Here is a 10,423-nt window from a genome sequence, read left to right as displayed (position 1 = left end):
CTAAAGTAGACCCCCAAAGTTGAACCCCCTAAATTATTTGAATAGCCGTGGCTATTTATATGGTCACACTTTTTTTATATTTGTTTAGATTATAAGAAATCTATCATTAATATATTGTATATATAGAATTATGATACATTTAACATCTAATTTAGTTAATGAAATATTTTTTAATTACAAATTAATACCATTTGTTTCAATTACTTTTTTGTACCAATAAAATGAATCTTTTTTAATTCTTTTATATGTTCCATTTCCTAAATTATCACGATCTACATAGATGAAACCATATCTTTTTTTAACTTCACCTGTTCCATTAGAAATTAAATCAATACATCCCCAAGTTGTATATCCCATTAAGTCAACACCATCTTTTTCTACAGCATCTTTCATTGCTTGAATGTGTTGTCTTAAGTAATCAATTCTGTATTCGTCATGAATTGAACCATCTTTTTCAATAATATCCTTGGCACCTAAACCATTTTCTACAACAAATAATGGCTTTTGATAACGATCATAAAGTTCATTAATTGTACTTCTAAAGCCTAAAGGATCAATTGCCCATCCCCATTCGCTTTCTTTTAAATATGGGTTTCTAGCAGATGCGAAAATATTACTTTCTGATTGGTTACCTTTAGATAAATCACTACTACTCACTCTCGATGAATAATAAGAAAAACTTACAAAGTCTACAGTATTTTCTTTAAGTAACTCTTTATCCCCCTCTCTAAAATCAATCTTAGCATTTCTTTCTTCAATCCATTTTAAAGCATAATTGTGATAATAACCTCTTGCTTGAACATCAGCAAACATATAGATCTCTCGATTATCACAAATGGCTTTCCAGTAGTCTTCTGGTTTACATGTTTCTGGATAATAAGAACCAGCTGCAAGCATACAACCAATTTGATTATTTGAATCTATTTCATGAGCAAGTCTTGTAGCCATTGCACTAGCGATAAGTTGATGATGAACGGCTGTAATCATTACTTGGGTTTCATTTTCATTTTCTTCAAAACTAATACCAGCAGCCACAAAGGGAAAATGTAAAATCATATTAATTTCATTAAATGTAATCCAATATTTTACAAGACCTTTATATCTATTAAATAAAGTCATACAAAGTTTATAAAAATAATGAATCATTTCTCTACTTCTCCAGCCACCTATTTTCTTTATTAGATACATAGGACAATCAAAATGATTAATTGTAACAAGTGGCTCTATACTATATTTATGACATTCCTTAAAAATATTTTCATAAAATTTTAAACCTTCTTCATTTGGTTTTTTTTCATCACCATTTGGGAAAATACGAGTCCAAGCAATTGACAAACGATAAGTTTTAAATCCCATTTCGCCAAATAAAGCAATGTCTTCTTTATAATGATGATAAAAATCAACAGCAGTCAAAGCTGGATAAAAATGTTGATCATCAAAATCATACATTTTCATTTTACCTGTACCAACTAAATAACGATCTTTGCCAAGAGGCATGAAATCTACGTTCGCAGGACCTCTATTCCCTTCATGAGCTCCACCTTCTAATTGGTTAGCAGCTGTAGCGCCACCCCATAAAAAAACTTTTTTAAATCCCATTGTTTAGTCCTCCTTTACTTTTATTACACATTCATTTTAGAAAATAAGAATTAATAAAATAAAAAAGTTTCTGAAATGGAAACTTAATACATCAAGATAAAATCAATAACATGTCTTAATAAATAGTCATTGTATTTTATATTTGTTGTTGGAATATATAAGTAGTTTTTGGGAAAAGAAATATCATTTTTACAACTCATAAGCCAAGTATTAACAGGACATTTTAAAATATGATGAATTACTCTTTTATTAAAATAAAATGTATCTCCATTGATACTCATAATTAAAAGAAGATCACTATCTTTAAAATTATATTCATTTTCAAAATCAACATCACATATTATTGTTTCTTTTTGTTTTGTAGAAAGTTCATTTTGAATATATGAGCAGAGTGTTCTAGCATGACCGTGTCCGTAAACAAATATACGTTGGCTATTCTTTATATCATTTATAAGTTTCAATAATTTGACTTCGTCAATGTGCTTTATTGTAAAATAGAGTTCATTAATAATATTAGATGTAAAATCAATAAATTGGTTTTCAATATTTTTTTGTAAAGAAAATAAAGTTTTGTTGGTTCTTTCTATACTAGAAATATTATCTAAACAAGCTACTTTAAAGTCTTTCATTGTTTCATAGCCTAATGATTTTACATATTTAGAAATCTGACTTTTAGAGGTATGACATGAAAGAGCAATAGCGTCTATAGACATTGTTGGAATATCATTTAGATTATTTTTTACAAATAAACTAATAACATACTTTGGAGAAAATTCGTCATTTGAATTTAAGATAATATTTAATTTATCAATAAGCATATATTTTCCTCCTTCAACAACTCTCATTTTATCATATAAGAATATAAATATTCTTTTTATTTATCAATATTTTTATAATTGTTTGATTTTCTAATTTTCATGAAAGAGAGGATACCTAATTGTATAAATTGAGAAAGTCATTTTTTTATAAACTACTTTTTTAAAATAATGGTGAAACTAAGCGTATAAAAAATAATAATAGGCTTATGGTTACTTGAAAATAACATAAATGTAAGAGTATACCCAAAATATACAAAAATCGTAGAAATAAATGATATAATATAAGATATCAATAGACATTATAATATTATTTTATAGATAGGAGGAAAATAATATGAGAAAAAAAGCAGTACAAAAAAGCAATAAGAAAAAGAACACAAAAAATAATATAAACACTAACAAGAAAAAAACGACTATTTCAAAAGTGAATCATGTTGCTGCTAAGAAAAATGAAACTGTTCAAAAGGTTTCTGTTAAACAAGAAAGCCCAACAAAACAACTTGATTTAGGACCAAGAAGAAGTGTAGCCTTTATTGGATCAGAATGTTATCCTTTCGTCAAGACTGGGGGATTAGGAGATGTCATGTCTGCTCTTCCTAAAAGTTTAGCTAAATTAAATATTGATGTTAAAGTAATTATTCCAAGATATAAATGTATTCCTCAAAAATATCAAGAAAAGATGGAATATAAAGGTTCATTTTATATGGATTTATGTGCTGATGGAAAACAATATTATGTAGGAATTATGGAATATCAGGAAGATGGTGTCGTTTATGATTTTATAGATAATGATGAGTTTTTCTCTTGGGGTAATCCTTATACAAATCTTATTGATGATATTCCAAAGTTCTGTTATTTTAGTAAAGCTGCGCTTGCTGCACTTAATTATTTGGATTGGACTCCAGATGTTGTACACTGTCATGATTGGCAAGCATCTTTAGTACCACTTTATTTAAGAACATGTTTTAATAATACCAATGTAGGACGTGCTAGTGCTGTACTGACAATTCATAATTTAAGATTCCAAGGTATTTATGATAGAAAAATGATACAGTATTGGTCGGGACTTCCTGATTATGTTTTTAATAAAGATTGTATGACTCAAAATTGGCTTGATGCTAATATGTTGAAGGGCGGTATTACTTATTGTAATAAACTGACTACAGTAAGTCATACTTATGCTGGTGAGATTCAAACAGATGAGTACGGTGAAGGATTAGCTGCACATTTAAGATATCATCATAATAAGATTCAAGGAATTGTAAATGGTATTGATACAGACATTTGGAATCCTAAAACAGATGAATTGTTAGCGATGAAGTATGATGCAAAATCAGTGCTAAAGAATAAAAAGATAAACAAGAAAGCACTTCAAGAAGCTTTAGGTCTAGAAGTAGATGACCATAAGATTGTTATTGGACTTATTTCACGTTTGACTAATCAAAAAGGTCTTGATCTTGTAAATGATGTTATTCCAGGTATCATGGATGAACATACACAAGTTGTTATTTTAGGTACGGGAGATGCTGAATATGAAAATGCATTCCGTTATTATGAAGATAGATATAAAGGTAACTTCTGTGCCTATATTGCCTACAACGAAAATGTTGCTCACAATATTTATGCAGGATGTGATGCCCTTTTAGTACCATCAAGATTTGAACCATGTGGACTTACCCAACTTATCGCTATGAGATATGGTGCTATACCGGTTGTAAGAGAAACAGGAGGACTAAAAGATACAGTTCAACCTTATAATCTATTTGATAATACTGGTAATGGTTTTACATTTGATAGATATGAAAGTGGTCTTCTCTATGATGCAATTAATAGAGCTAAAACACTTTATTTTGAAAATAGAAAATATTGGGATGATATGGTCATGCGTAATATGAATAAAGATGTCTCTTGGCAAAAGAGTGCAAAACAATATAAAGATATGTATGTAGAATTAACACCAAGAGATTAAAAAAGTATTGATAATCAATTGATTTTTAAAGATTTTATCAAAAATAAACATATAAATATAATATTTAAAGATTGAGGTGTCAGTTATCATGACATCTCATTTTTTATAGTATATAGTTGATGTACTAAATGAATAAATAGGGTTGATGATGAATGTATTCTTTTTAATATGTTTATTGTATAATAAATAATAAGATATAAATATTTAAAGGAAGGAGGTTATGTATGAAAGATTATATAGAATTTAAAATTAAGAAGAGAACATTAATAATCATTTGTGTATTTTTACTTACTGTTATGGGTGTAACAGGTTGGTATTTTTACTCTTCCTATCATCCTTATATTCAAATTCAAGTTAGTGCTGGCACGGCAGGAGAAAACCTGAAAATTGAAGCACCATCCATTGCTTATACAGATAGAAATGGTATTCCGATGGCTTCATCTATCAATTTAAAAATTTACGATCTTACTATGCAACATGAATTTATGTGTAAAAGCGTAAAAGATAACTATCGTGATTCAAACATTAAGTTAAAAGTTATTGAAAAGCATAATAAAACAATATTGAAATACTTTGGTACAGCAACAGATTTAAATGGTAAAAAGGTTAATTTTAATAAAAAGATAACTGTTAATTATGTGCTTCATGCCGATATAAAGTAAATAATGTAAATCAAAAGATATCCCAAATAAGGGATATTTTTTTGTGGGAAATTTCTCATACTAATGACACTATTTCCTATGGTTGGAACTCTGTTCCAAAAGTGATTCAAAATATTCAAAGTACATGATAAATTAAGATATGCCAAGAAAAAGTGGAGAATATCAGTTATGACAGATACTACCAAACTAGAAAACAACTAACATTGTCTCCTTTCAGGAGAACAATAATAGTGATATTTATTTGAAATAACAATATTGTTAAATTTCATTTACAAAATAAAACAATATAAAAGAAATAATGTAAATGCGCTTCAAAAAAGAGGAGTGTTTCTTTTTTTATATTCAAAAATGAGATATAACTATATAGTAGAAATGAGGGATAGTATGGATAATATACCAAAAATGATTAAGGTTAAAGGGGCAAAAGTACATAATTTAAAGAATATTGATGTTGATATTCCTTTAAATCAAATAGTAGCGATTGCCGGAGTTTCTGGATCAGGGAAATCATCATTAGCGATGGGTGTTTTATATAGCGAAGGTTCAAGAAGATATTTAGAATCACTATCTACTTACACAAGACGACGGATGACAAGTGCTACTAAAGCACAAGTAGAGGATGTTTTATATGTACCTGCAGCTTTAGCTTTGCATCAACATCCAGGTATACCAGGAATTCGGAGTACTTTTGGTACAGGAACAGAATTACTTAATAGTTTACGTTTGATGTATTCTAGATTAGGAAGTCATTGTTGTAAGAATGGTCATTATATCGAACCTACTTTAAATGTGGCATTAGAAAAAGAAATTATCTGTCCTGTATGTCATGAAAAAATTCATGCACCAAGTGCAGAAGAATTAGCTTTCAATAGTCAAGGGGCTTGCTTAAAATGTGGGGGAACAGGAATTGTAAGAACTGTAGATATTGATTCTTTAGTTCCTGATAAGACACTGACTATTGATGAAGGTGCAGTAGCACCTTGGAATTCTTTAATGTGGACATTAATGACAGATGTATGTAGGGCGATGGGAGTAAGAACAGATATTCCTTTTAATCAATTAACAGAAGAAGAAAAGAATATTGTTTATTATGGACCGGCAGAGAAAAAGCATATTTTTTATAAAGCAAAGAATACGGATCATGCTGGAGAAATGGATTTTACTTATTATAATGCCACTTATACAGTAGAAAATGCACTTTCTAAAGTAAAAGATGATAAAGGGATGAAAAGAGTAGAGAAGTTTTTAAAAGAGGAAATATGTCCTGATTGTCATGGAACACGTTTATCCAAAGAGGCAAGAAAACCTAAAATAAGAGGAATAGGGCTAGATGAAGCATGTCAAATGCCTTTAAAGGATTTAGTAGAGTGGGTAAAAGGTGTTCCAGAGACAATGACTAAAGAAATGAAGCCGATGGCTCATGAAATATGTGATTCCTTTTTAGATGTATCGAAAAGACTATTAGATTTAGGATTAGGTTATCTTTCATTGGATAGAGCAGCTTCTACTTTATCTACAGGAGAAAGACAACGTATGCAACTGGCAAGAGCAGTAAGGAATCGGACTACTGGTATTCTTTATGTTTTAGATGAACCTTCAATTGGATTGCATCCTTCTAATATATATGGATTAGTTGGGGTTATGAATGATTTAATTCATGATGGTAATTCAATTTTATTAGTAGATCATGATACTGAAATTATCAAAGAAGCAAATTGGATTATTGAAATGGGACCAGAAGCCGGGGAAAATGGGGGCTATGTTTTAAGCCAAGGAACTGTTGAAGAGATTAAAAAGAATAAGCAGTCTATGATAGGTCCTTTTTTAAGTCATCAATATCAAGCCAATATTCGTCCCTTATCAACAGAAGATAAAATCTTTGAACTAGGTAAAATACATCTTTCGACTAATCAAATTCATACTGTTCATCCTTTAGAAGTTGATATTCCTAAAGGAAAACTTACTGTTGTTACTGGGGTATCAGGTTCAGGTAAAACAACCATGGTTTTAGAAAGTTTATTACCAGCTATTCAAGCAAAAATAAATCAACAAGAATTACCAAAACATGTAAAGAATGTTGAAATAGAAGGAATTAAACATATTAAACTTATTGATGCAACACCTATAGGAATTAATATTCGTTCAACCGTAGCTACATATATCAATGTTCATGACGAACTAAGAAAAAGATTTGCTAGAACGGAAGCAGCAAAATCAAAAGGCTATAAAGCAGGTGATTTTTCATATAATACCGGAAAATTAAGATGTCCAACTTGTGATGGAACGGGGACATTAAGTCTAGATGTTCAGTTCTTACCAGATGTTCATGTAACATGTCCTGATTGCCAAGGTTCTCGATATAACCAAGAAAGTTATATGATCAAGTATCAAACATCCAAAAATAAAGAATATTCACTACCGGAACTGATGGAAATGGATGTGCATTTAGCTAAAGAAGCATGTTCTACTTTAAAAGGGGTTTATCGTAAATTAGAAGTATTAGAAAACTTAGGGTTAGGTTATTTAACATTAGGAGAAGAAACACCAAGTTTGTCTGGTGGGGAAGCCCAACGTCTAAAACTGGCTAGTGAAATGAGTAAATCTCAAGATGATGCTATCTTTATTTTTGATGAACCAACAATTGGACTACATCCATTAGATGTTCAAACATTAGTTCGTGTTTTTCAATCTCTTGTTGATCAAGGCGCTACCGTCATTGTGATCGAGCATGATCGAGATGTAATGAAAAATGCAGATTATCTAATTGATATGGGACCGGGTGGCGGTCAAGATGGGGGAACTATCGTAGCTACAGGTTCTGTTGAACAAATAAAACATAATAAAAATAGTATTACTGGTAGATACTTATAATAGAACTTCAAAAAATGAAGTTCTTTTTTACATTTACATGATATTTTCTTAACATAAAAAAGCGTAACATCTTGTTAAGAGGTGATTGAAGTGGATATAAAAAAGCATCATTTGATTGAAACAATGATTTGGGTAGGAATTCCGTTATTATTTATCGTAGTTGATTGGTTTTATAAGCAAGTATTGAATATAGAATATTTAGAATTATCTATTCTTTTATTTATTGTCGTCACTATTTATAGAGTATGTCAAAATAGCTAACTTCTTTTTTACTATAACTTAACATTTCTTTTCATAAAGTTGATAGTTGGGTCAAATTTATTCACTTATGATTGAATTTGAAAATAGAGAAGGAAGGTTAAGTGATATGCCATCTACATATGCACATTATCGATTAGGTCAAGAAGTATTAAAAGAAATACCTGATGATTTAAAACAAATCATCATTAAAAATAAAACATTATATGATATAGGGTTGCATGGTCCAGATATTTTATTTTACTATCATCCATTAAAAATGAATAATGTCAATTCTATAGGATATCAAATGCATGAACATACGGGTAAAGAGTTTTTTGAATATGCAAAAGAAATCATTCATCATGATGAAAAAGCAATAGCTTATATTTTTGGTTTTATTTGTCATTTTGCATTAGATGCATCGTGTCATGGTTATATTGATCAAAAAATAGCAACCAGTCATATTTCACATACTGAAATAGAGGTTGAATTTGATCGTTATTTAATGATAAAAGATGGTTGGAATCCCATCTATCATCAGTTAACGAATCATATTGTTTCTACACCTTTACAAGGTAAAGTCATAGCTCCTTTTTTTAAAGGAACAACACCAAAACAAATAGAAAAAGCATTACAAGAAATGAAAACATATAATCATTTATTGATTGCTCCAACGAAGCTGAAAAGAAAGCTTATATATGCTTTATTACATATAACCGGTAATTATCAAGAAATGCATGGCTTATTAGTGAACTATCAGGCTAATCCTGATTGTCAAGATAGCACTGAAAAACTAAGCGAATTATATGAGATAGCTAAAAAAAGAGCAATCCAACTGATTGAAGAATACCACCAATATATTTTAGATAAAGCATTATTAAATGATTTTTATGATTATACATTTAGTGGAAAAAAGGAGCAAAAAAATGAAGTTTAAAATGACAAAAGAAGAAAAAAATTGGGTTCTCTATGATGTAGGTAACTCAGCTTTTGTTTTGATGGTTTCTACCATTATGCCAATATACTTTAATTATTTATCTCAAAAAGCAGGTTTATCTTCTATAGATTATTTAGCATATTGGGGTTATACAGCATCGATTGTTACAGTGATTGTTGCTATTTTAGGACCTATACTTGGAACTGTAGCAGATACGAAAGGTTTTAAAAAACCTATTTTTACAATAACATTATTAATTGGTACGATAGGTTGTTTATTGTTAGGATTTACTACATATTGGTTAGTATTTTTAATTATCTTTCTTATAGCTAAAGTAGGCTTTTCAGCAAGTTTAATATTTTATGATTCTATGTTAACAGATGTGACAACTCCTCAAAGAGTAGATCATGTTTCTTCTCAAGGATATGCTTGGGGATATATTGGCAGTTGTGTTCCTTTTGTTTTATGTCTTATTCTTGTACTGGGTTCATCATCAATAGGAATAAAGATGGAAACAGCCATGACACTTTCTTTTATTATTATTGCTGCTTGGTGGTTTATTATGACCATTCCACTTTTAAAAACATATAAACAAAAATATTATGTTGAAAGAAAACCACAAGCTATAAAAAATAGTTTTAAAAGATTAAAAGACACCATTATTAATGTAAGAAAACAAAAAAAGATATTTCTATTCTTACTTGCCTTTTTCTTTTATATTGATGGGGTTTATACAATCATTGATATGGCTACTGCCTATGGAACAGCATTAGGTTTTGAAAGTACCGGATTATTATTAGCATTATTATTAACTCAAGTCGTTGCTTTTCCTTTTGCTATTTTATTTGGTAGATTATCATCGCGTTATGATACAGCAAAATTAGTAACAGTTTGTATTTGTGCTTACTTGGGAATTGCTATATTTGCTATTTTTATTACCCAACAATGGCAATTTTGGGTTCTTGCTGTTTTAGTAGGTATGTTTCAAGGAGGAATACAATCTTTATCAAGATCTTATTTTACAAAAATTATCCCATCTCAAAAGTCTGGTGAGTATTTTGGATTAATGGATGTATGTGGAAAAGGTGCTTCTTTTATTGGGACAACAGTTGTTAGTCTACTATCACAATGGACAGGAAAGCTTAATCTTTCTTTAGGTGCTATTTCATTATTTTTTGTACTAGGAATCGTTATTTTTAGGATGGCAGAATCAAAAAAATATGAATAATAAAAAACTTGATAAATGACGATAATGAATATTGATAAGTTAAAATAGACGTGTTATGATTACAACGTGAACTGCTTAGCAAACACATCAAAAAAAAGG

The 10,423-nt window shown here is 29.6% G+C and carries 8 protein-coding genes; 6 read left to right on the top strand and 2 right to left on the bottom strand.

The genetic code is table 11. The features are described from left to right. Window positions 1–174: 174 nt before the first annotated feature. Window positions 175–1,599, bottom strand: a complete 1,425-nt coding sequence (locus tag DWZ53_RS01880) for a 6-phospho-beta-glucosidase (RefSeq protein ID WP_118431441.1) — start codon at window positions 1,597–1,599, stop codon at window positions 175–177. Window positions 1,600–1,682: 83 nt separating this feature from the next. Then, the gene (locus tag DWZ53_RS01875; protein ID WP_158568151.1) at window positions 1,683–2,417 is read right to left on the bottom strand and encodes a MurR/RpiR family transcriptional regulator; all 735 of its coding nucleotides are present in this window, start codon (window positions 2,415–2,417) and stop codon (window positions 1,683–1,685) included. Between the two features lie 334 nt (window positions 2,418–2,751). Between DWZ53_RS01875 and DWZ53_RS01870 the strand changes: the two genes are divergently transcribed. The 6 genes from DWZ53_RS01870 to DWZ53_RS01850 all read left to right on the top strand — a co-directional run bounded on the left by DWZ53_RS01870 (window position 2,752) and on the right by DWZ53_RS01850 (window position 10,324). Further along, entirely contained in the window at window positions 2,752–4,386 is a 1,635-nt protein-coding gene (locus DWZ53_RS01870) for a glycogen synthase (RefSeq protein ID WP_118431438.1), read from the top strand. Between the two features lie 224 nt (window positions 4,387–4,610). Continuing rightward, entirely contained in the window at window positions 4,611–5,048 is a 438-nt protein-coding gene (locus DWZ53_RS01865) for a hypothetical protein (RefSeq protein WP_118431436.1), read from the top strand. 384 nt (window positions 5,049–5,432) lie between these two features. After that, window positions 5,433–7,919, top strand: coding sequence for an excinuclease ABC subunit UvrA (locus DWZ53_RS01860; protein WP_233541808.1), 2,487 nt, complete (start codon window positions 5,433–5,435; stop codon window positions 7,917–7,919). 90 nt (window positions 7,920–8,009) lie between these two features. After that, window positions 8,010–8,180: a hypothetical protein gene (locus DWZ53_RS11095; RefSeq protein WP_158568150.1), complete on the top strand. Its 171-nt coding sequence runs from the start codon at window positions 8,010–8,012 to the stop codon at window positions 8,178–8,180. Window positions 8,181–8,247: 67 nt separating this feature from the next. Continuing rightward, complete coding sequence (locus tag DWZ53_RS01855) at window positions 8,248–9,096, top strand: zinc dependent phospholipase C family protein (RefSeq protein ID WP_199589023.1); 849 nt, start codon at window positions 8,248–8,250, stop codon at window positions 9,094–9,096. Beyond that, the gene (locus DWZ53_RS01850) at window positions 9,086–10,324 is read left to right on the top strand and encodes an MFS transporter (RefSeq protein WP_118431434.1); all 1,239 of its coding nucleotides are present in this window, start codon (window positions 9,086–9,088) and stop codon (window positions 10,322–10,324) included. The genes DWZ53_RS01855 and DWZ53_RS01850 overlap by 11 nt, the downstream gene beginning before the upstream one ends. Window positions 10,325–10,423: the final 99 nt, after the last annotated feature.

It is taken from the genome of Coprobacillus sp. AF33-1AC (genome assembly GCF_003475785.1).
Taxonomy (GTDB): Bacteria; Bacillota_I; Bacilli_A; order Erysipelotrichales; family Coprobacillaceae; genus Faecalibacillus.
Note: the sequence above shows the minus strand (reverse complement) of the source record. Positions and strands in the feature narration are given on the sequence as shown.

Coding starts and splice junctions, on each gene's coding strand:
- DWZ53_RS01880 (WP_118431441.1), bottom strand. CDS start 1,599: ATGGGATTTAAAAAAGTTTTTTTATGGGGTGGCGCTACAGCTGCTAAC.
- DWZ53_RS01875 (WP_158568151.1), bottom strand. CDS start 2,417: ATGCTTATTGATAAATTAAATATTATCTTAAATTCAAATGACGAATTT.
- DWZ53_RS01870 (WP_118431438.1), top strand. CDS start 2,752: ATGAGAAAAAAAGCAGTACAAAAAAGCAATAAGAAAAAGAACACAAAA.
- DWZ53_RS01865 (WP_118431436.1), top strand. CDS start 4,611: ATGAAAGATTATATAGAATTTAAAATTAAGAAGAGAACATTAATAATC.
- DWZ53_RS01860 (WP_233541808.1), top strand. CDS start 5,433: ATGGATAATATACCAAAAATGATTAAGGTTAAAGGGGCAAAAGTACAT.
- DWZ53_RS01855 (WP_199589023.1), top strand. CDS start 8,248: ATGATTGAATTTGAAAATAGAGAAGGAAGGTTAAGTGATATGCCATCT.
- DWZ53_RS01850 (WP_118431434.1), top strand. CDS start 9,086: ATGAAGTTTAAAATGACAAAAGAAGAAAAAAATTGGGTTCTCTATGAT.